This is a genomic window from Pseudomonas sp. D2002, assembly GCF_013385735.1.
Lineage (GTDB): Bacteria > Pseudomonadota > Gammaproteobacteria > Pseudomonadales > Pseudomonadaceae > Aquipseudomonas.
The window spans coordinates 23,720-42,695 of record NZ_JACAPL010000014.1 but is presented as its reverse complement, the minus strand read 5'-3'; the positions used below and the strand labels follow the sequence as shown (position 1 = coordinate 42,695).

The window sequence follows — 18,976 nt, the reverse complement described above, 5'->3', positions numbered from 1 at the left end:
CGAATGAATGCCGCAACCCCACGCTATGTTTAATCAGTTTTCTGACTATCCAGCCACTGATTACTGCTGTTTTCACGCTCCAATCGCTCTAGCCCCGAGGTCATGAATCTTTGAAACCCTACCCTATTCATTGCGTGTCGATCGTTATCCCGGTCTACAACGAACAAGAGAGCCTGCCTGAATTGCTGCGTCGCACGACGGCAGCCTGCAAGCAACTGGCCTACGAATACGAAATCATCCTGGTGGATGATGGTAGTCGCGACAATTCCGCCCAATTGCTGGAGGATGCTGCCGCAGAAGACGGCAGCAACGTAGTGGCGGTGATCCTCAATCGTAACTACGGCCAACATGCGGCAATCATGGCCGGCTTCGAACAGTGCCGGGGCGAGGTGGTGATCACGCTTGACGCCGACCTGCAAAACCCACCGGAAGAAATCCCGCGCCTGGTCGAACAAGCCGCCCTGGGCTACGACGTGGTGGCCACCGTACGCAACAACCGCCAGGACTCGGCCTTTCGCCGCTGGCCTTCGCGCCTGATCAACCTGGCCGTGCAGCGCTCCACCGGCGTGGCCATGACCGACTACGGCTGCATGCTGCGCGCCTACCGCCGCACCATCGTCGACGCCATGCTCGCTTGCCGCGAGCGCAGCACCTTTATCCCGATCCTGGCCAACGGCTTTGCCCGCCACACCACGGAAATCCTGGTGCACCACGCCGAGCGTGAACATGGCGAGTCCAAATACAGCGCCATGCGTTTGATCAGCCTGATGTTCGACCTGCTGACCTGCATGACCACCACGCCATTGCGCCTGCTGAGCATTGTCGGCTTCAGCCTGGCCGCGTTGGGCATGTTGTTCGCCTTTGCCTTGATCGTCATGCGCCTCGCCTTCGGTGCAACCTGGGCCGGCGACGGTACGTTCGTGCTGTTTGCGGTATTGTTCGTGTTCACCGGTGGCCAGTTCATCGGCATGGGCCTCCTGGGTGAATACCTGGGGCGCATGTACAGCGATGTGCGCGCCCGTCCGCGTTTCTTCATTGAAAAAGTGCTGCGCAACCAACCGGCAGCACCGGCTCCAGTGGTCGTCGTTGACGGCCTGGTGTCCTCCCATACCACTTCTACTTCTCCTTCCGATCAGGTTTCGTCATGAATTCAAAAGCTGTTGTCTTCGCTTACCACGATATTGGCTGTGCTGGTATTGAAGCCCTGCTCAATGCGGGTTACGAAATTGCTGCGGTGTTCACCCATGCCGACGACCCCAAGGAAAACAATTTCTACGGCTCCGTCGCGCAACTGTGCGCCCGCAACGGCATCCCGGTGCATGCACCGGAAGACGCCAACCACCCACTGTGGATCGAGCGCATTGCCAAGCTGAACCCGGATTACATCTTCTCGTTCTACTACCGCAACCTGCTGAGCGAGGCCCTGCTGGCCACCGCCAAAAAAGGCGCGTTCAACCTGCACGGCTCGCTGCTGCCCAAATACCGTGGCCGCGCACCGGCCAACTGGGTGCTGGTCAACGGCGAAACCGAAACCGGCGTGACCCTGCACCGCATGGTCAAGCGTGCCGATGCCGGCGCGATCCTGGCCCAGCAGAAAGTCGTGATCGACCGCACTGACACCGGCCTGACCCTGCACGCCAAACTGCGTGACGCCGCCACCAACCTGCTGCGTGACGCCCTGCCGCAACTGGCTCAAGGCAAGCTGGCAGAAACCGCCCAGGACGAAAGCCAAGCCACCTACTTCGGCCGCCGCACCGCCGCCGATGGCAAGCTGGACTGGAAAAAGCCGGCTGAAGAACTGTTCAACCTGGTTCGCGCCGTGACCCAACCGTACCCGGGCGCCTTCTGCGCGGTCGGCGAGCACAAGCTGATCGTTTGGCAAGCCGAAGTGGTCAAGGGCAACGAACGCCTGGCGCCAGGCCGTGTGATCAGCGTCAACCCGCTGCGCATCGCCTGCGGTGAAGATTCCCTGGTGGTCAAGTTCGGCCAGCGTAACGCCAACGGCCTGTACCTGGCCGGTCCTTCCCTGGCCGACGAACTGGGCCTGGTCGACGGCTCCGTACTGCGCGGCGCCGAGTCCGGCCGCAAGCCACGTCGTACCCGCGTACTGATCCTGGGCGTGAACGGCTTTATCGGTAACCACTTGTCCGAGCGCCTGCTGCGTGACGACCGTTACGAAATCTACGGCCTGGACATCGGCTCCGACGCCATCGAGCGCCTGCGCAGCCACCCCAACTTCCACTACGTGGAAGGCGATATCAGCATTCACTCCGAGTGGATCGAGTACCACATCAAGAAGTGCGACGTGGTCCTGCCGCTGGTGGCCATCGCCACGCCGATCGAATACACCCGTAACCCGCTGCGCGTGTTCGAGCTGGACTTCGAAGAGAACCTGAAACTGGTTCGCTACTGCGTCAAGTACAACAAGCGCGTGATCTTCCCGTCGACCTCCGAAGTGTATGGCATGTGCCAGGACCAGTACTTCGACGAAGACACCTCCAACCTGGTGGTCGGCCCGGTCAACAAGCAGCGCTGGATCTACTCGGTTTCCAAGCAACTGCTGGACCGCGTGATCTGGGCTTACGGCGACAAAGGCCTGAACTTCACGCTGTTCCGTCCATTCAACTGGATGGGCCCGCGCCTGGACCGTCTGGACTCGGCCCGTATCGGCAGCTCCCGCGCCATCACCCAGTTGATCCTGAACCTGGTGGAAGGCACGCCGATCCGCCTGTTCGACGGTGGTGAGCAAAAGCGTTGCTTCACTGACATCGCCGACGGCATCGAAGCCCTGGCACGCATCATTGATAACGACAACGATGTCTGCAACGGCCAGATCATCAACATCGGCAACCCGGAAAACGAAGCTAGCATCCGCCAACTGGGCGAAGAACTGCTGCGTCAGTTCGAAGCGCACCCGCTGCGCAGCAACTTCCCGCCGTTCGCCGGTTTCCGCGACGTAGAAAGCAAGGCGTTCTACGGCACCGGTTACCAGGACGTGGCACACCGTAAGCCAAGCATCGAAAACGCCAAGCGCCTGCTGAACTGGGAGCCGACCGTAGAGATGAGCGAAACCATCGGCAACACCCTGGATTTCTTCCTGCGTGAAGCCATGCTCGAAATCGCGGACAAGAAGTAATGCAGGCTGGCCTTCGCATCGACGTCGACACCTACCGTGGCACCCGTGAAGGTGTGCCGCGGTTGCTCGAATCCCTGGATGAAGCAGGGGTAAAAGCGACGTTCTTCTTCAGCGTTGGGCCGGACAACATGGGGCGCCACTTGTGGCGCCTCATCCGCCCGCAATTTCTGTGGAAGATGCTGCGTTCCAATGCCGCCGGGCTGTATGGCTGGGACATCTTGCTGGCCGGCACCGCGTGGCCCGGCAAGCCGATTGGCCGCGACCTGGGGCACTTGATGCGCCAGGCCAAGGCCGCCGGCCATGAAGTCGGCCTGCACGCGTGGGATCACCACGGCTGGCAGGCCAACACCGGGCGCTGGAGCGATGCACAGCTGGTCGAACAGATCCGCCGTGGCGTCGACACCTTGAGCGACATCCTCGGTGAGCGCATCGATTGTTCTGCGGCTGCCGGTTGGCGCGCCGATGAACGCGTGGTGCAAGCCAAGCAAGGCTTCAATTTTCGCTACAACAGCGATTGCCGGGGCACCAGCCTGTTTCGTCCAACCCTGGCCGATGGCAGCGCGGGCACCCCACAAATTCCGGTAGACCTGCCGACCTTCGACGAAGTCGTCGGGCCGGTGGTGGCTGCCAAAGACTTCAACAGCTTCATTCTTGACCGGTTTACCGAGTCGAAGCTGAACGTCTATACGATCCACGCAGAAGTAGAAGGGATTCTGATGGCTGAAGATTTTCGCCAGTTGCTGGCCCAGGCCGGGCAGCGCGGCATCGACTTCAAACCCCTGGGCGAGCTGTTGCCCGCGGACGTGACCACCCTGCCCCAGCAACACCTGGTGCGCGGCGCCCTGAGCGGCCGCGAGGGTTGGCTCGGAGTGCAGCAGGCATGATTCGGCGCTGGGCATTGCCCCTGCTCCTGTTGGCGTTCGGCGTGTTTTACCTGTTACCGCTGGCCACGCACGGCCTGTGGATTCCGGATGAAACCCGTTACGCGCAAATCAGCCAGGAAATGCTGCTGACCGGCAAGTGGGCGTCGCCGCACTTCATGGGCATTCGCTACTTCGAGAAGCCCGCCGCCGGCTACTGGATGATTGCGCTGGGCCAGGCGATCTTCGGGCAGAACCTGTTCGGCGTGCGCTTTGCCTCGGCCTTGAGCACCGGGCTGAGCATTGTGCTGGTTTACCTGGTGTCGCGCCGCTTGTGGAATGACCCGCAAAAAAGCCTGGTCAGTACTGTGCTGTACATGAGCTTTGTCAGCGTGGCGTTGCTCGGCGGTTATGCCAACCTCGATCCGCAGTTCACCTTTTGGGTCAACCTGACCGGCGTTGCACTGTGGTTTTGCTTCGACAGCACCACGCGCCGTGGCCGTTTGTGGTCCTGGGCCTTGCTCGGCTTTGCCTGCGGCATGGGCTTCATGACCAAGGGCTTTCTTGCCTGGTTGCTGCCGGTGCTGATCGCCCTGCCCTATGCGATCTGGCAGAAGCGCTTTCGTGAACTGCTCGGTTACGGTGTGGTGGCGGTCGTCGTCGCCATTGTCGTCAGCCTGCCATGGGCGCTGGCGGTGCACCTGCAAGAGCCGGACTACTGGAACTTCTTCTTCTGGCATGAGCACATCCAACGCTTTGCCGGCGAGGACGCCCAGCATGCCGAGCCATTCTGGTATTACCTGCCGTTGATGGTCGCGTTCTCGTTGCCATGGATTGCCCTGCTGCCGTCCACGATTAAACACGCATGGCTGGAAAAACGCCTGCCCAAGACGGCGTTCCTGCTGTTGTGGCTGTTGATGCCCCTGGCTTTCTTCAGCCTGGCCAAGGGCAAGCTGCCGTCGTACATCATGCCGTGCCTGCTGCCCTTGGCCTTGCTGATGGGCTCGACCCTGAGTAACAAGCTTGCACTGGGCCATGGCCGCGCATTGCGCATCAACGGCTGGCTGAACCTGGCGTTCGGCGTGCTGGCCTTGCTGGCGCTCAGCTGGTTCCAGATGAAAAAGCCTGTGTATGAACACGGCGTGGAAACCTTCAGCCTGGTGCTGGTGTTCGTCTGCCTGTTCGGCTGGATCCTCGTCAACCTGCTGCACGCCGCGCGCCCGTTAAAACTGTGGGCCGCGCCGCTGATCGGCAGCGGCTTGCTGGTGCTGCTGGTGCCGGCCGCGCTGCCCCACTCGGTGGTTTACAACAAGATTCCGGATCAATTCATCATCGACCACCAGCAAGAGCTGCAAACGACCACCGCCTTGCTCAGCAATGACCTGGGCGCGGCGTCGGCCTTGTCCTGGCGCCTGGGCCGCCCGGATGTCGCGCTCTACAACACCGTCGGTGAAGTGAAATATGGCATCGCCTACGCGGACACCGCCCACCGCAGAATCGACACCAGCCAGGTCCAGCAATGGATGGCTGATGCGCGCAAACAAGGGCCGGTCGGCGTGGTCATGCGGGTCAAGGGCGACGATGAAGTGGCTGAAGTGAACCTGCTGCCCCAGGACGGCAAGCGCTACGAGCGCGGCAACCTGGTGATCCTGATCTTCCCGCAGGCCGCGCAATGATCACCCTCCTGCTGTTATTGGGTGCGTGCCTGCTCACGTGCATGGGCCAGGTTTCGCAGAAGTTTGCTGTGGAAAGCTGGCGCGACCAGCCCGACGGCTGGGCGCCCAAACTGCGTTCGCCCTGGCTGTGGGCGGCGTTTGTGTGCCTGGGCCTGGGTTTGCTGGTGTGGCTGCTGGTGTTGCAGCGCCTGGAAGTGGGCATCGCCTACCCCATGCTCAGCCTGAATTTCGTACTGGTCACGCTGATGGCGCGTTTCGTCTTTCATGAACACATCGATGGCCGTCACTGGCTGGGTGTCGCGCTGGTGATCGGCGGTGTGGTGTTGCTGGGGCGTCACGTATGAGCCGGGTTCAAGGCTTTGCCCTGGCCCTGGGCAGTGTCGGCCTGGTCAGCGCCGCCCAGCTGGGCATGCGCTGGAGCATGACGCGCCTGCCGCTGCCTGCCGAATGGCTGAACGCGTTCAACAGCAACAGCATCGACGTGAGCGCCTTGGGCGTGGTGGTCCTGGCGATCATCGCCTACGCGCTGTCGATGCTCTGCTGGCTCGGCGCACTCAAGCATTTGCCCCTGGGTCGCGCCTATTCGCTGCTCAGCATCAGCTACGCGCTGGTGTACTTGCTGGCCGCCAGCCTGCCGGTGTTCAACGAACATTTTTCGCTTTCAAAAACCCTGGGGGTGGCCTTGGTCATCCTCGGAGTACTGGTTATTAACTCTCGTCGTGCTAGCGTTGCAAGCCCCAGGAATGCCCCATGAAAATCAGTGTATTTGGTAGTGGTTACGTCGGTCTGGTGCAGGCCACCGTATTGGCCGAAGTCGGTCACGATGTCATCTGCATGGACGTTGACAAGAGCAAGGTCGAGTCGCTGCAAAAAGGCCACGTGACCATTTTCGAGCCGGGGCTGGCGGCCATGGTCAAGGAAAACCTGGAAAGCGGACGCCTGCACTTCACCTTCGATGAAAAACTCGCGGTCGAGCACGGTGAAGTGCTGTTTATCGCCGTGGGCACGCCGTCGGATGAAGACGGCTCAGCCGACCTCAAATATGTACTGTCGGTGGGTGATGCGGTGTCCCGCCATCGCATCGAGCCGGTGATTCTGGTGGAAAAATCCACCGTTCCCGTCGGCACCGGCGACACCTTGCGCGCCCATATCGAAAAGAACCTGCGCGTGGCCGGCCGCCACCTGGAGTTCGATATCGTCTCCAACCCGGAATTCCTCAAGGAAGGCTCGGCCGTTGCCGACTGCCGCCGCCCGGACCGCATCATCATCGGCTGCGAGCGTGAAGAAGTGCGTGAAGTGATGCGCGACCTCTACGCGCCGTTCAACCGCAACCACGACCGCATCATTTTCATGGACCTGCGCAGCGCCGAACTGACCAAGTACGCCGCCAACTGCATGCTGGCCACCAAGATCAGCTTTATCAACCAGATCGCCGAGCTGGCCGAGCACCTGGGCGCGGATATCGAAGCCGTGCGCCTGGGCATCGGCGCCGACTCGCGCATCGGCTACCACTTCATTTACCCCGGTTGCGGCTACGGCGGCTCGTGTTTCCCCAAGGACATGCGCGCCTTGATCCACAGCGCCAAAGAGGCCAATTGCTCCAGCGACCTGCTGGAAGCCGTGGAAGCCATCAACCAGCGCCAGAAGAGCAAGCTGTTCGAACGCATCAACGCCTACTTCAAGGGCAACCTGCAGGGCAAAACCTTCGCCTTGTGGGGCCTGGCCTTCAAGCCCAACACCGATGACATGCGCGATGCGCCCAGCCGTGTGCTGATGGAAGCGCTGTGGGCAGCGGGCGCCAATGTGCGTGCGTTTGACCCCGAGGCCATGCAGGAAACCCAGCGCATCTACGGTGACGAGTCGCGCCTGACCCTGCTGGGCACGCCGGAATCGGCATTGAGCGGCGCCGATGCGCTGATCGTCTGCACCGAATGGCAGCAGTTCAAGGCCCCGGATTTCGACCTGATCCACGATCGCCTGAAAAACCCGGTGATCTTCGACGGTCGCAACCTGTACGACGGTGAGCGCCTGGCACGCAAAGGCTTCAAGTATTTCCCCATGGGCCGAGGTGACTCCTGCGAACTGCCGATCCCTCAGCAAAACTGGGTGCAGCAGGTCAAGGAAGCCTGATACGTGAACAAAGCTCATCCGCCCTTGCTCACCGCAACGGTCCGTCACCAGTCGCTGGGGCTTGGGCTCTTGGCACTGGTGCTGTTTATCCTGGGTAACTGGCACCAGGCGATTATCGGGTTCGACTCGCGCTTCGTGGTGTTTGCCCAGGAAATGCTGCGCCACGGGCCGAGTTTCTTCCCCACCACCTACGGCCAGCCCTACGCCGATTACCTGGCAACCTCGACACTGTTGACGTGGGTGTTGTCGTTGCCGTTTGGCCAGGTCACCAGCTTTACCGCGTGGTTGCCCACATCCATTGCGTCGGCGCTGATCGTTACGCTGGCGTACCGCCTGACGGCGCCCTACTCCACGCGCTGGGGCCTGCTGAGCATCGCGATGTTGCTGCTCAGCAGCACCTTTATCAGCGAAACCCGCGCGGTGTCTTTGGACCAGATGCTCGCCTTGGTTGCCCTGGCAGTGTTCTACCTGGGTTATGCGCACGATCACTTCGGCGCGGCCAAACGCTTGCATTGGTTGTTCCTGCTGCTGATTGTCGGCTTTGCCATCCGTGGGCCGATCGGCCTGGTGATTCCAACGGGTGTGCTGTGCAGCTACTACGCGCTTAACCGGCAATGGCGCCAACTGTTCACCTTCGGCCTGATCGCCCTGGCGTTGCTGGCGGCGTGTGTCGGCCTGCTGTTATTGCTGGCCAAGCTCAGTGGTGGCGAGGACTTCATGCAGGACGTGATCCGCATGCAGTTCCTGGGGCGTATGGATGGCACCGAAGGCTCCGGCGGCGTGCTGTATTACTTCACCAGTTCCATGGGCAATTACGCCCTGGCCTATCCGCTGGCGCTGTTGGCGCTGCTGGCCGTGGCGGCGGGCGGGCGTCGCGCGCCGGACCCGGCGTTGCAGTTGGTGTTGTACTGCGCGGCGGCCGGTTTGCTGGTGATGCTGGGCTTGTCGGTGCCGCAGGCGAAAAAAGCCCGCTACATTCTGCCGATGCTGCCGATGGCGGCGATCATCGCGGCCTATCCGTTCCAGGTCACCCAGGGGCGGCTGTTTGCGTGGTTGCGCGGCTTGATGCTGGGCGTCTGGACGCTGTTGCCGGCGCTGCTGGTGATTGGCTTGGTGGTGGCGCGGCGGCGTTATCCGGAACAGCTCAGCAGCCTTGGGGTGATCTTCACGGTATTGGGCGTTTTGCAGGTACTGGCGTTGCTGGCGGTAGTGAAACCTCGGTGGCGGCCACTGGCGCCGGCATTCGCGGCGGTGCTTGCGCTGTGGTCGACCTATATCGTGGTAGTCGAACCTTTGGAGCGCTCGCTCTACGACACCCGTTCCTTCAGCCTGGCGGTCAAAGCGCAGATCATGCAGCAACCGGCACCGGTGGTTCTGCATGGCTTGGGTAAAGACGCCAAGGCCATCAAGTTCATGGTCAACTTCGACTGCGATAAGGTGCCACTGTTTACCCAGTCATCCGCTGACCTGGCGCCGCTGCAAGCGCCTGCCTGGCTGGTGATGAGTGCACAGGACTTCAATCGGTTGCAGGACCCGCGCTTGCGCTCGCTCACGCCGACGCTGACCGGCGAGTTCGATAAAGACCCTTATGTGTTGCTGCATCTGGCCAAGCCCTCCTCGCCCTGATCGCGTTTACAGCAGCCGTTTAATAAACAACGCCCACTCTGTGAAGAGTGGGCGTTTTTCGTCATAACCACCAAGAAAACACCTACATAGCTATGCGTAACGGCTGGCGCGCTTTGTCTTCCTGTGCCTGGAACCCAAATGTAGACTCGTTGCCCAGCGCATTAACTATCTACCACCACGATCTCAACCGTCTGGGGTAAGTGCATGCTGCATAACGACAAGGACGCTGTGGGCCACACACATACCGTGGCCTACTTCTTATGAGGGCAATGCCGTGCAGGAAGATCTGTTGTTTATTCCTCCGCCGAGGCTGGATCGGTTGATGGCACTGCGTGACGCCCTGGTGGCGTTGAAAGGGCCGCTATCCAACGACCCTGCGCTACAGGAAAGCCTGCAAAGGCAACTATTCAGCGAAGAAGCGGATATACGTGTACTGGGTCATTTGAGCACCGCGCCGGCACACTAGAACCGCCCTGCGCTTTTCAGTGCAGCGAATTAACTGCACTATTCTTGCATTCAACCCTCATTAATATGCACTGGCGCTTAAGCATCAAGCTCGGCACACTGCGTGTGTTCCTTCCCCCAAATGTTGGAACCTTCAAAGGGCTTTTCCGGGCAACCAGGCGAGCCTTTTTTTTTGCCGCTTTGTTATGGATCCGCTCGATGCTCGCTCGCTGGTTACCCTCCGCCATCAATACCCGCCCCGCCGAATGGAGCCGCGCCGCCATCGGCATGGCCTTGGGCACGCTGCTCAGCGTGTGGGTGTGTGCCCAAGTGTTTGGCATGGAGGTGGCCTTGCACCTGCTCGGCCCGCTCGGTGCTTCGGCCGTGCTGCTGTTTGCGGTGTCGTCCGGTGCACTTGCCCAGCCTTGGTCGATTATCGGCAGCTACTTGTGCGCCGGCGTTGTGGCGCTGCTGGTCGCCCGGGTGCTGGGCCGTACGTTGGGCAGCGCCTGCCTGGCGGCCGGCATGACGGTTATCCTGATCTGCTGGCTACGTTGCCTGCACCCTCCCGCAGGCGGCCTGGCCATGACCCTGGTGCTCGCCGACCCGGCCTCGATTGCCCTCGGCTGGCAGGAACTCGCGCCGGTCATGCTCGGCGCAGGGGCATTGCTGGCGTGCGCGCTGGCCTATAACAACGCAACCCGCACGCGTTACCCCAAGGGCACGCTTGAGGCGCAGAGCGTCGTCATGGGCCAGGCTGCGCCGCTTACGGACCCGTCGATCACCGCGGCCGACTTGAAGCAGGCGCTGGCTGAAATGGAGCAGTTCTACGACGTGGCGCCGACGGAGCTTGAACAACTGATCCACGCGGCAGAAGGCCATGCGCGACGCCGCAGCATCGGCGAAGTACTGGCCAGCCGCCCTGCTGCATAAATGCAAAAACGACCTGCATGATTCCGGGTTGTACGGGGCAAATTTGCACTGGTACGATCGCGAGAGGGTTCGTCCGCGAACATCTTGATAAAGAACAATAAAAGCAGGGAGTTACAGATGACTGCTCAGGTTTCATCCGAAGCAAGCCGTGCCGAGATTCTTCAGGGAGAAGTGTTGGCCGACGTCCGCAACCACATCGGCCACCTCACCCTAAATCGCCCCGCCAGCTTGAACGCCATTACCCTGGACATGGTCCGCAGCCTGACCGCGCAATTGCAGGCCTGGGCAGATGACCCGCAGGTCTATGCCGTGGTATTGCGCGGTGCGGGCGAAAAAGCCTTCTGCGCCGGTGGCGACATTCGCTCCCTCTACGACAGCTTCAAGAACGGCGAGCGCCTGCACGAAGACTTCTTCGTCGAGGAGTACGCCCTCGACCTGGCTATCCACCATTACCGCAAGCCCGTACTGGCGCTGATGGACGGGTTTGTCCTGGGCGGCGGCATGGGCCTGGTACAAGGCGCCGACCTGCGCGTAGTCACCGAGCGCAGCCGCCTGGCGATGCCGGAAGTGGCGATTGGTTATTTTCCGGATGTGGGCGGCAGCTACTTCCTGCCGCGCATTCCCGGTGAGCTGGGAATTTACCTCGGCGTGACCGGCGTGCAGATTCGCGCTGCCGACGCGCTGTACTGCGGGCTGGCGGACTGGTGCATCGACAGCGCCAAACTCATCGACCTGGACCACAAGCTCGACCGCCTGCAATGGCAGGACTCGCCGCTCAAGGACCTGCAAGGCGTACTGGCCAAATTGGCCGTGCAGCAATTGCCCGACCCACCGCTGGCGGCTTTGCGCCCAGCCATTGACCATTTCTTCGCCCTGCCGGACGTGCCGAGCATCGTTGAGCAGTTGCAGCAAGTCACCGTGGCCGACACCCATGAGTGGGCCTTGACGACCGCGAACCTGATGCAGACCCGCTCGCCGCTGGCGATGGCCGTCACCCTCGAAATGCTGCGCCGTGGCCGCCGCCTGCCGTTGGAGCAGTGCTTCGCGCTGGAACTGCACCTGGACCGCCAATGGTTCGAGCGCGGCGACCTGATCGAAGGCGTGCGCGCGTTGATCATCGACAAGGACAAAACCCCGCGTTGGAACCCGCCCGCGATCCACGGGCTGGACGCCAGCCATGTCGAGAGTTTCTTCCACGACTTCAAGCAGGTTGGGAGATAAGCCATGCAAGATATTGAATACACTGAAGAACAAGTGATGATTCGCGACATGGCGCGTGACTTCGCCCGTGGCGAAATCGCCCCTCACGCCCAAGCCTGGGAAAAAGCCGGCTGGATCGATGATGCCCTGGTCGCCAAGATGGGTGAACTGGGCCTGCTGGGCATGGTAGTGCCCGAAGAATGGGGCGGCACCTATGTCGATTACGTCGCCTATGCCTTGGCGGTCGAAGAGATTTCCGCCGGCGATGGCGCCACCGGCGCGCTGATGAGTATCCATAATTCAGTCGGTTGCGGGCCCATCCTCAACTACGGCACACACGAACAGAAGCAAACCTGGCTGCCTGACCTCGCCAGTGGCCAAGCCATCGGCTGTTTCTGCCTGACCGAACCCCAGGCCGGTTCCGAGGCGCACAACCTGCGTACGCGCGCCGAGCTGCGCGATGGCCAGTGGGTGATTAACGGTGCCAAGCAGTTCGTGAGCAACGGCAAACGCGCCAAGCTGGCGATTGTGTTTGCGATGACCGACCCGGACTTGGGCAAGAAAGGTATTTCCGCGTTTCTAGTGCCCACCGCCACGCCGGGGTTTGTGGTCGATCGCACGGAACACAAGATGGGCATTCGCGCTTCGGACACCTGCGCGGTCACCCTCAACGGGTGCTCGGTGCCCGAAGCCAACCTGCTGGGTGAGCGCGGCAAAGGCCTGGCCATTGCGCTGTCCAACCTCGAAGGCGGGCGCATCGGCATTGCCGCCCAGGCCCTGGGCATCGCCCGCGCGGCGTTTGAAGCGGCGCTGGTGTATGCCCGCGACCGAGTGCAGTTCAAACAGGCGATTATCGAGCACCAGAGCGTTGCCAACCTGCTGGCCGACATGCAAACCCGCTTGAATGCCGCACGCTTGCTGATCCTGCATGCGGCGCGCCTGCGCAGCGCCGGCAAGCCATGCCTGTCGGAAGCGTCCCAGGCCAAGCTGTTCGCCTCGGAAATGGCCGAAAAGGTCTGCTCTTCAGCGATGCAGATTCATGGCGGGTATGGGTATCTGGAGGATTACCCGGTGGAGCGTTACTACCGGGATGCGCGGATCACGCAGATTTACGAGGGCACCAGCGAGATTCAGCGGATGGTGATTGCGCGGGAACTCAAGAACTACCAGCTCTGAGAGCCAGTTCCCACAGGGGTCTAGGTAATCAGTTGTGTAACTGACAACCCCCTAACCAATGTGGGAGCGGGCTTGCTCGCGAATGCGGTCGGTCAGTCAAAGATGCAGTGACTGATGAACTGCATTCGCGAGCAAGTCGAATCGTCGCACCGCCGCTCCCACAGTTTGATCTCCAGGGTTCTTGAGACCGGGTTACTTGTCCTTGAACTCAGGCGCACGCTTGGCCACGAATGCGGCCATGCCTTCTTTTTGATCCTGTGTCGCAAACGCGGCATGGAACACTCGGCGTTCAAAGCGCACGCCTTCGGACAGGCTCACTTCAAACGCGCGGTTCACGCTTTCCTTGACCATCATGCTGATCGGCACCGATTTGCCGGCGATCAGCGTCGCGACTTTCAACGCTTCTTCCAGCAGCTCATCTGCCGGCACGATGCGCGCCACAATCCCGCAGCGTTCAGCTTCCACCGCATCGATAAAGCGCCCGGTCAGGCACATTTCCATGGCTTTGGCTTTGCCCACTGCACGCGTAAGGCGTTGGGTGCCGCCCATGCCCGGCAGCACGCCGAGGTTGATTTCCGGCTGGCCGAACTTGGCGCCATCGCCCGCCAGGATGAAGTCGCACATCAACGCCAGTTCGCAGCCGCCACCCAGGGCGAAGCCGTTGACGGCGGCAATGATCGGCTTACGGCGGTTGGCCACGCGGTCGCTGTCGCTGAACAGGTCGTCGAGGTAGATCTGCGGGTAGGTCAGTTCGGCCATTTCCTTGATGTCGGCACCGGCGGCGAAGGCTTTTTTCGAGCCGGTCAGCACGATACAGCCGATTTCCGGGTTGGCTTCCAGGCCGTCCAGCGCCTTGTTCAACTCGCTGACCAGTTGCGCATTCAAGGCGTTCAGGGCTTGCGGGCGATTAAGGGTAATCAGCCCGACGCGGCCCTGCACTTCAAGCAAAATGGTTTCGTAATTCATGTATCGGCTCCTTAAAGATTGCGTGAGATGACCATGCGCTGGATATCGCTGGTGCCTTCGTAAATCTGGCAGACCCGCACATCGCGGTAGATCCGCTCCAAGGGGAAGTCGCTCAGGTAACCGTAACCGCCCAAGGTTTGCAAGGCGGCCGAGCAGACTTTTTCAGCCATTTCCGAGGCGAACAGCTTGGCCATCGAGGCTTCGACCAGGGCCGGCTTGCCGCTGTCGCGCAGGGCGGCGGCGTAGTGCACCATCTGCCGGGCGACCGCGATTTGCGTGGCCATGTCGGCCAGGCGGAACGCCACGGCCTGGTGTTCGATCAAGGCTTTGCCAAAACTTTCGCGCTCACGCGCATAGTCGCGGGCGGCTTCAAACGCGGCGCGGGCCATGCCTACCGACTGCGAGGCGATGCCCACGCGCCCACCTTCGAGGTTGGCCAGGGCGATCTTGTAGCCTTCACCCTCCTCCCCAAGCCGGTTCGCCACTGGCACCTTCACGTCTTCAAACAAAATCTGGCAGGTATCGGACGCATGCTGGCCAAGTTTGTCTTCGACTCGCGCGACGGTATAGCCCGGTGAGTCGGTGGGCACGATAAACGCGCTGATCCCACGCTTGCCGGCGGCCGGGTCGGTGACCGCGAACACAATCACGATCCCGGCGTTCTGCCCGGAGGTGATGAACTGTTTGCAGCCGTTCAGTACATAGTGATCGCCGTCCAGGCGTGCGCGGGTTTTCAGGCTGCTCGCGTCAGAACCGGCCTGCGGTTCGGTCAGTGCAAAGGCGCCAAGCATGGCGCCGCTGGCCAGGGGCTTGAGGAACTGTTCTTTCTGCTGATCGTTGCCGAATTTAAGAATCGGCACGCAGCCCACCGAGTTGTGCACGCTCATGATGGTCGAGCAGGCGCCGTCACCGGCGGCGATCTCCTCCAGGGCCATCGCATAGGCGAGGTAGCCGGTGTCGCAACCGCCCCACTGTTCCGGCACCAGCATGCCGAAAAAGCCCAGCTCGGCCATTTCGCCGATGGCTTCCTTGGGAAAGCGATGCTCGCGGTCCCATTCGGCGGCGAAGGGCTTCAAGCGCTCCTGGGCGAATTGCCGGGCCGCGTCGCTGATTTGCAGTTGTTCGTCATTGGGCAGCATAAACGGTCCTTAATACACGCATTCAACGGCCATGGCCGTGGCTTCACCACCGCCGATACAGATTGCAGCAACGCCGCGCTTGAGGCCTTTCTGGCGCAGGGCCGAGAGCAAGGTCACCAGAATCCGTGCGCCCGATGCGCCAATCGGATGGCCCAGGGCGCAGGCGCCACCGTGGACATTGACCTTGCTGTGAGGGATTTCCAGCTTGCTCATGGTCACGAGGCTGACCACCGCAAAGGCTTCGTTGATCTCGAACAGGTCGACGTCGCCGAGGTTCCAGCCGGTCTTGCTCATCAGCTTGCGAATCGCGCCGACCGGCGCCACCGGGAACAGCCCCGGCTCATCGGCAAACGCCGCGTGGCCATGGATCACCGCCAGCGGTTTGAGGCCGCGCTTGTCCGCTTCGGACTGGCGCATCAGCAGCAATGCCGCCGCGCCGTCGGAAATCGAACTGGAGTTGGCCGCCGTCACCGTGCCGCCTTCGCGGAACGCCGGTTTAAGGCTGGCGATCTTGTCGAGCTTGGCTTTGGGAGGTTGCTCGTCATGCAGGACGGTTTTTTGCTCTTTGCCCACGGTGACCTGCACCGGCACGATCTCGGCAGCGAAACTGCCGTGGGTGATCGCCTCTTGGGCACGGGTCAGCGAGGCGATGGCGAAGGCGTCCTGGGCCTCACGGCTGAAGCCGTTGTGCTCGGCGCAGTCTTCGGCAAAGGTGCCCATCAGGCGGCCCTTGTCGTAGGCGTCTTCGAGGCCGTCGAGGAACATGTGGTCAAGCACCTTGCCGTGGCCCATGCGGTAGCCGCTGCGCGCGCGGTCAAGTAAATACGGCGCGTTGGACATGCTTTCCATGCCACCGGCGACCACCACGTCGACACTGCCGGCCAACAGCGAGTCGTGGGCAAGAATCGTGGCTTCCATGCCCGAGCCGCACATCTTGTTGAGCGTGGTGCAGCGGGTGCCCTTGTCCAACCCGGCGCCCAAGGCCGCCTGACGCGCAGGCGCCTGGCCGAGGCCTGCGGGCAACACGCAGCCGAACAGCACTTCATCCACGGCATCGCTGGCAATACCGGCGCGTTCGACGGCAGCGCGGATCGCGGCAGCGCCCAGTTGCGGCGCGGTCAGCCCTTTGAGGTCGCCCTGGAAACCGCCCATGGGCGTACGCGCGGCACTGACGATTACGATGGGGTCGTTCATAAAAAATCCTCCTTACTTGGCGGCCATGCGCAAGGCACCGTCGAGACGGATCACCTCGCCGTTGAGCATGCTGTTTTCAATGATGTGGCGTACCAGCGCGGCGTACTCGGCGGGCTTGCCCAGGCGCGGCGGGAATGGCACGCCGGCGGCCAGGGAGTCGCGCACTTCGGGTATCATGCCGGCCATCATTGGCGTTTCGAAAATGCCCGGGGCGATGGTCATGACCCGAATGCCGAAGCGCGCCAGTTCGCGGGCGGCCGGCAGCGTCAGGCTGGCGATGGCGCCCTTGGACGCCGCATACGCCGCCTGGCCGATCTGCCCGTCAAAGGCGGCCACCGAGGCGGTGTTGATGATCACGCCGCGCTCGCCATCGGCATTCGCTTCGGTTTCAGCGATGGCCGCAGCGGCCAGGCGCAGCAGGTTGAAGCTGCCGATCAGGTTGACGTTGATCACCTGGGCAAAGCTGGCCAAGGCGTGCGGGCCGTTTTTGCCGAGGATCTTCTCGCCGCGCACCACGCCGGCGCAGTTCACCAGCCCATGCAGCGCGCCAAAGGCAGCAACGGCAGCGTGCACCGCCGCTTCGGCAGCGGCTTCCTGGCTGATATCCGCGACGGCGCTGCGGGCGTTAGCGCCGAGCTGCCTGGCCTTGGCCTCGACAGCCTCGGCATTCAGGTCCACCAGCATCACCTTGGCGCCGGCGGCTACCAGCATTTCAGCGGTGGCCGCGCCGAGGCCCGACGCGCCGCCGCTGACCAGGAATACCTTGTTTTCAATCTGCATCATGATTTCCTTTGAAGGGGATCACGCCGTTATCGCTTGAGCTTTGGCGATTTCCTGATTACGCAAAATAAAACGCTGCAACTTGCCGCTTGGGGTCTTGGGCAAGTCGCTGACAAATTCGATTTCTCGCGGGTAAGCATGCGCGGCGAGACGCTTGCGCACGTGCAGGCGCAACTCCTCGGCGAGTTCCGGGGTGGCGCGGTATTGCGCGTTGATCACCACGAAGGCCTTGACCAGTTCGGTGCGCTCCGGGTCGGGCTTGCCGACCACGGCGGCCTCGATCACGGCCGGGTGTTCGACCAGCGCGCTCTCCACGTCGAACGGGCCGACGCGGTAGCCGGAGGTGGTGATCACATCGTCACTGCGCCCGACAAAGCTGATGCTGCCGTCCGGGTTCAACTCCACGGTGTCACCGCTGAGGTAGTACTTGCCGACAAACGCCTTGGTCTTCACGCCGTCGTAGCCGGCGAACCAGCACATCGGCGACTGTTCACGGTCGATGGCGAGGATGCCCGGCTGGCCGGCAGGCAACTCCTGATTATCGTCATCCAGTACCACAATGCGGTGCCCCGGCGAGGCAAAGCCGGCCGAGCCGACATGCACCGGATGCTCAAGGCCGTGGTGGTTGCACAGCACCATGCCCAACTCGGTCTGGCCGTAGTGGTCGTGGATGGTCACGCCGAGGTTGTCGGCAAACCAGCGGATAACCTCGGGGTTCAATGGCTCGCCGGCGCTGCTGACAATGCGCAGCTTGCCCTTGATCGACCGCGCGAACTGCTCGCCACCGGCAATCAGCAGGCGGTAGGCGGTCGGCGAACCGGTGAGGTTGGTAATTGCATACTTGTTGATCACCCGGCAGGTGCTTTCCAGGGTGAACGGCCCATCGTAGAAGGTGATCGGGTGGCCCATGGACAACGGCCCGGTGACGCCGAAATAAATGCCATAGGCCCAGCCCGGATCGGCCACGTTCCAGAACGCGTCTTCGGGGCGCAGGTCCACGGCGTCGCGGGTGTAGCTCTGGAACGCGACAATCGCCTTGAGCGGCACCGACAGCGCTTTCGACGGGCCGGTGGTGCCCGAGGTGAACATCAACAGGAATGGGTCGTCTGCGCCCAGCAACACTGGCTTGCAGGCATTTGAATAGTTGGGCAACTCGGCCCAGAAGCTGTAATCGCCGCGCACGATGCCTTCGCCCTTGGCGCCGGCGACCGTGACGATGGTCGGGCAGCCCTCGACTTCAGCCAGCTTGGGCCGGTTCACCGCATCGGTGACCACCAGCGCCGCGCCGGAACTGCTCAGCCGGTGCTCGATGGCTTTGGGGCCAAACGCAGTGAACAGCGGCTGGTAAACCGCACCAATGCGCCAGGTGGCGAACACCACCACCAGCAGTTCCGCCGTGCGTGGCAGCAGGCCCGCGACCTTGTCACCGCGCTTGACGCCCTGGGCCAAGAGGAAATTGGCGAAGCGGGCCGCCTGGTCCTGCAATTGAGTAAAGGTTGACGTCGCGCTTTGCCCGTCCTTGCCCTCCCAAAACAGCGCGATGCGCCCCGGCAACGCGTGCCGGTCGCAGCATTCCACGCAGGCATTCAGCGCCTGCAGGTTACCGGCCAGTGCGGTATCGACGGTGTGCTGGTAATCAAACTCGGTGGTGGCAGCCAAATACTCACGCATCGCTTCAAATCCTTGTGGTTTTTATTTTCAGGACGTTTTTCAGCA

16 protein-coding genes are annotated in these 18,976 nt (G+C 61.9%); 11 read left to right on the top strand and 5 right to left on the bottom strand.

Going from position 1 to position 18,976, the window contains the following annotated elements; genetic code table 11:
- Positions 1-110 precede the first annotated feature (110 nt).
- The 11 genes from arnC to HX783_RS24470 all read left to right on the top strand — a co-directional run bounded on the left by arnC (position 111) and on the right by HX783_RS24470 (position 13,181).
- Positions 111-1,148 (top strand): undecaprenyl-phosphate 4-deoxy-4-formamido-L-arabinose transferase, encoded by a 1,038-nt coding sequence (gene arnC, locus HX783_RS24525; RefSeq protein ID WP_159956585.1) that lies wholly within the window; start codon positions 111-113, stop codon positions 1,146-1,148.
- Positions 1,145-3,136, top strand: coding sequence for a bifunctional UDP-4-amino-4-deoxy-L-arabinose formyltransferase/UDP-glucuronic acid oxidase ArnA (gene arnA, locus HX783_RS24520; protein WP_177018566.1), 1,992 nt, complete (start codon positions 1,145-1,147; stop codon positions 3,134-3,136). The genes arnC and arnA overlap by 4 nt, the downstream gene beginning before the upstream one ends.
- Positions 3,136-4,020 (top strand): 4-deoxy-4-formamido-L-arabinose-phosphoundecaprenol deformylase, encoded by an 885-nt coding sequence (gene arnD / locus HX783_RS24515; protein ID WP_159956587.1) that lies wholly within the window; start codon positions 3,136-3,138, stop codon positions 4,018-4,020. Before arnA ends, arnD begins: the two co-directional genes overlap by 1 nt.
- Positions 4,017-5,672 carry a lipid IV(A) 4-amino-4-deoxy-L-arabinosyltransferase gene (gene arnT, locus HX783_RS24510; protein ID WP_159956588.1) on the top strand — a complete coding sequence of 552 codons (1,656 nt, stop codon included), beginning with the start codon at positions 4,017-4,019 and terminating at the stop codon, positions 5,670-5,672. The genes arnD and arnT overlap by 4 nt, the downstream gene beginning before the upstream one ends.
- Positions 5,669-6,016 (top strand): 4-amino-4-deoxy-L-arabinose-phosphoundecaprenol flippase subunit ArnE, encoded by a 348-nt coding sequence (gene arnE, locus HX783_RS24505; RefSeq protein WP_177018565.1) that lies wholly within the window; start codon positions 5,669-5,671, stop codon positions 6,014-6,016. Before arnT ends, arnE begins: the two co-directional genes overlap by 4 nt.
- Positions 6,013-6,426, top strand: coding sequence for a 4-amino-4-deoxy-L-arabinose-phosphoundecaprenol flippase subunit ArnF (arnF, locus tag HX783_RS24500; RefSeq protein WP_177018564.1), 414 nt, complete (start codon positions 6,013-6,015; stop codon positions 6,424-6,426). Before arnE ends, arnF begins: the two co-directional genes overlap by 4 nt.
- Positions 6,423-7,802, top strand: coding sequence for a UDP-glucose/GDP-mannose dehydrogenase family protein (locus HX783_RS24495; RefSeq protein ID WP_177018563.1), 1,380 nt, complete (start codon positions 6,423-6,425; stop codon positions 7,800-7,802). The genes arnF and HX783_RS24495 overlap by 4 nt, the downstream gene beginning before the upstream one ends.
- Before the next feature lie 3 nt (positions 7,803-7,805).
- Entirely contained in the window at positions 7,806-9,428 is a 1,623-nt protein-coding gene (locus HX783_RS24490; RefSeq protein WP_177018562.1) for a phospholipid carrier-dependent glycosyltransferase, read from the top strand.
- A gap of 663 nt (positions 9,429-10,091) precedes the next feature.
- Positions 10,092-10,805, top strand: coding sequence for an HPP family protein (locus HX783_RS24480; protein WP_177018560.1), 714 nt, complete (start codon positions 10,092-10,094; stop codon positions 10,803-10,805).
- A 117-nt stretch (positions 10,806-10,922) separates the two neighbouring features.
- A complete protein-coding gene (locus tag HX783_RS24475) occupies positions 10,923-12,026 on the top strand; it encodes an enoyl-CoA hydratase/isomerase family protein (protein WP_177018559.1) in 1,104 nt (367 codons plus the stop codon).
- A 3-nt stretch (positions 12,027-12,029) separates the two neighbouring features.
- Positions 12,030-13,181, top strand: coding sequence for an acyl-CoA dehydrogenase family protein (locus tag HX783_RS24470; protein ID WP_177018558.1), 1,152 nt, complete (start codon positions 12,030-12,032; stop codon positions 13,179-13,181).
- Positions 13,182-13,373: 192 nt separating this feature from the next.
- On the opposite strand, the gene HX783_RS24465 is transcribed toward HX783_RS24470, so the two are convergent.
- Genes HX783_RS24465 through HX783_RS24445 form a run of 5 tightly spaced genes read right to left on the bottom strand, consistent with a single transcriptional unit; the run spans position 13,374 to position 18,931 of the window.
- A complete protein-coding gene (locus tag HX783_RS24465; protein WP_177018557.1) occupies positions 13,374-14,147 on the bottom strand; it encodes an enoyl-CoA hydratase in 774 nt (257 codons plus the stop codon).
- Between the two features lie 11 nt (positions 14,148-14,158).
- Positions 14,159-15,286, bottom strand: a complete 1,128-nt coding sequence (locus tag HX783_RS24460; protein ID WP_159956606.1) for an acyl-CoA dehydrogenase — start codon at positions 15,284-15,286, stop codon at positions 14,159-14,161.
- A 9-nt stretch (positions 15,287-15,295) separates the two neighbouring features.
- Positions 15,296-16,480, bottom strand: coding sequence for an acetyl-CoA C-acyltransferase (locus HX783_RS24455; RefSeq protein ID WP_177018556.1), 1,185 nt, complete (start codon positions 16,478-16,480; stop codon positions 15,296-15,298).
- Positions 16,481-16,492: 12 nt separating this feature from the next.
- Positions 16,493-17,260 carry an SDR family NAD(P)-dependent oxidoreductase gene (locus HX783_RS24450; RefSeq protein WP_177018555.1) on the bottom strand — a complete coding sequence of 256 codons (768 nt, stop codon included), beginning with the start codon at positions 17,258-17,260 and terminating at the stop codon, positions 16,493-16,495.
- A 21-nt stretch (positions 17,261-17,281) separates the two neighbouring features.
- Positions 17,282-18,931: an AMP-binding protein gene (locus HX783_RS24445; protein ID WP_177018554.1), complete on the bottom strand. Its 1,650-nt coding sequence runs from the start codon at positions 18,929-18,931 to the stop codon at positions 17,282-17,284.
- Positions 18,932-18,976: the final 45 nt, after the last annotated feature.

Excerpts from the sequence above, each read along its gene's own strand:
- arnA (WP_177018566.1), top strand. The coding sequence starts at position 1,145 with ATGAATTCAAAAGCTGTTGTCTTCGCTTACCACGATATTGGCTGTGCT.
- arnD (WP_159956587.1), top strand. The coding sequence starts at position 3,136 with ATGCAGGCTGGCCTTCGCATCGACGTCGACACCTACCGTGGCACCCGT.
- arnT (WP_159956588.1), top strand. The coding sequence starts at position 4,017 with ATGATTCGGCGCTGGGCATTGCCCCTGCTCCTGTTGGCGTTCGGCGTG.
- arnE (WP_177018565.1), top strand. The coding sequence starts at position 5,669 with ATGATCACCCTCCTGCTGTTATTGGGTGCGTGCCTGCTCACGTGCATG.
- arnF (WP_177018564.1), top strand. The coding sequence starts at position 6,013 with ATGAGCCGGGTTCAAGGCTTTGCCCTGGCCCTGGGCAGTGTCGGCCTG.
- HX783_RS24495 (WP_177018563.1), top strand. The coding sequence starts at position 6,423 with ATGAAAATCAGTGTATTTGGTAGTGGTTACGTCGGTCTGGTGCAGGCC.
- HX783_RS24480 (WP_177018560.1), top strand. The coding sequence starts at position 10,092 with ATGCTCGCTCGCTGGTTACCCTCCGCCATCAATACCCGCCCCGCCGAA.
- HX783_RS24475 (WP_177018559.1), top strand. The coding sequence starts at position 10,923 with ATGACTGCTCAGGTTTCATCCGAAGCAAGCCGTGCCGAGATTCTTCAG.
- HX783_RS24470 (WP_177018558.1), top strand. The coding sequence starts at position 12,030 with ATGCAAGATATTGAATACACTGAAGAACAAGTGATGATTCGCGACATG.
- HX783_RS24465 (WP_177018557.1), bottom strand. The coding sequence starts at position 14,147 with ATGAATTACGAAACCATTTTGCTTGAAGTGCAGGGCCGCGTCGGGCTG.
- HX783_RS24460 (WP_159956606.1), bottom strand. The coding sequence starts at position 15,286 with ATGCTGCCCAATGACGAACAACTGCAAATCAGCGACGCGGCCCGGCAA.
- HX783_RS24455 (WP_177018556.1), bottom strand. The coding sequence starts at position 16,480 with ATGAACGACCCCATCGTAATCGTCAGTGCCGCGCGTACGCCCATGGGC.
- HX783_RS24450 (WP_177018555.1), bottom strand. The coding sequence starts at position 17,260 with ATGCAGATTGAAAACAAGGTATTCCTGGTCAGCGGCGGCGCGTCGGGC.
- HX783_RS24445 (WP_177018554.1), bottom strand. The coding sequence starts at position 18,931 with ATGCGTGAGTATTTGGCTGCCACCACCGAGTTTGATTACCAGCACACC.